The organism is Synechococcus sp. WH 5701, assembly GCF_000153045.1.
Taxonomy (GTDB): Bacteria; Cyanobacteriota; Cyanobacteriia; order PCC-6307; family Cyanobiaceae; genus Regnicoccus_A; species Regnicoccus_A antarcticus.
On sequence record NZ_AANO01000123.1, the window covers coordinates 1 to 1,136 of the forward strand.

2 protein-coding genes are annotated in these 1,136 nt (G+C 59.2%); one reads left to right on the plus strand and one right to left on the minus strand.

All coding sequences use genetic code 11. The annotated features are described in order from the left end of the window. A partial coding sequence (locus WH5701_RS00710) for a deoxyribodipyrimidine photo-lyase (protein WP_006169915.1) occupies window positions 1-542 on the minus strand: 542 nt, incomplete at its 3' end. 171 nt (window positions 543-713) lie between these two features. Here WH5701_RS00710 and WH5701_RS16410 point away from each other — a divergent pair. Then, on the plus strand, window positions 714-1,136 hold a 423-nt coding region (locus WH5701_RS16410), incomplete at its 3' end, for an alcohol dehydrogenase catalytic domain-containing protein (protein WP_198005108.1).

Here is a 1,136-nt window from a genome sequence, read left to right on the forward strand (position 1 = left end):
AATCCCGGCGGTGGCGGTAGGGCCGTCAGGGTGCGGATTCGCAAGCGCTCTGAACAGCGATCTCCGGTTTTCTCAACTTGCTTGCGGAACTGGGAGAAGGTATCCGGCAACTCCTCGAGCGCCATCGGCAGGGAACCCTCGGTGAACAGGCTCAGAGTCTCGAATTGCTGGAATACTGCCTTGGGCAGCCTGTCCTTGATGGCTTGCCACTGACCGGCCTCTTGGGTACCCGGAAGTCGGGAGCGTACAACCCGTTCAATGCTGTGGGCGTGCGCAAGTTGGGGAATGACCGTTTCCGGCTCACCAAAGGCGATGTGGAGCCGCTGGCCCAGTGGTCGAAGGCTGCGTTCCAACGCCATCAGGCTCTGCCAAAGAAAGCGCCACCGATGATCCCCCATGGCCTTGCTCTGCAGGGGACCGGGCGCAAACCAGCGCGGATCGACCACATAGAGGCAGAGAAGCATGTCGGACTTCGAGGCCGCCAGCAACGAAGCGTTGTCGTGCAGGCGAAGATCCCGCGTAAACCAGTAAAGCGTGCGCAACGTAAGAGCTCCTCTCTCGGTATCTGTCAGCTGTGAGAAGATACGAGCCAGTTCCGAAAAAGATTTCGCCGCCCATCTGGTTGCGCACTTCGTCTAGAATGAACGAACAGCCGGCACATCGTGGCGTGAAATCCAAAACACAGATCCGAATTCAACAGGAGTCCGACAGTGATTAAATCCCGTGCAGCGGTGGCTTTTGAGGCCAACAAGCCGCTAGAAATTGTCGAAGTCGATGTGGCGCCGCCCCAGGAGGGCGAGGTTCTGGTGCGCATCGTTGCCACCGGTGTTTGTCATACCGACGCCTACACCCTGTCTGGTGCTGACCCTGAAGGCCTGTTCCCGACCATTCTGGGCCACGAAGGTGGCGGTATTGTCGAGGCGGTCGGACCCGGCGTCAAAAACCTGGAAGTGGGTGACCACGTGATTCCGCTCTACACGGCCGAATGCGGCGAGTGCAAGTTCTGCACCTCTGGCAAGACCAATCTGTGTGGTGCCGTGCGTGCGACCCAGGGCAAGGGCGTGATGCCCGACGGTACCTCCCGTTTCTCCTACAACGGTCAGCCACTCTATCATTACATGGGCTGCTCCACGTTT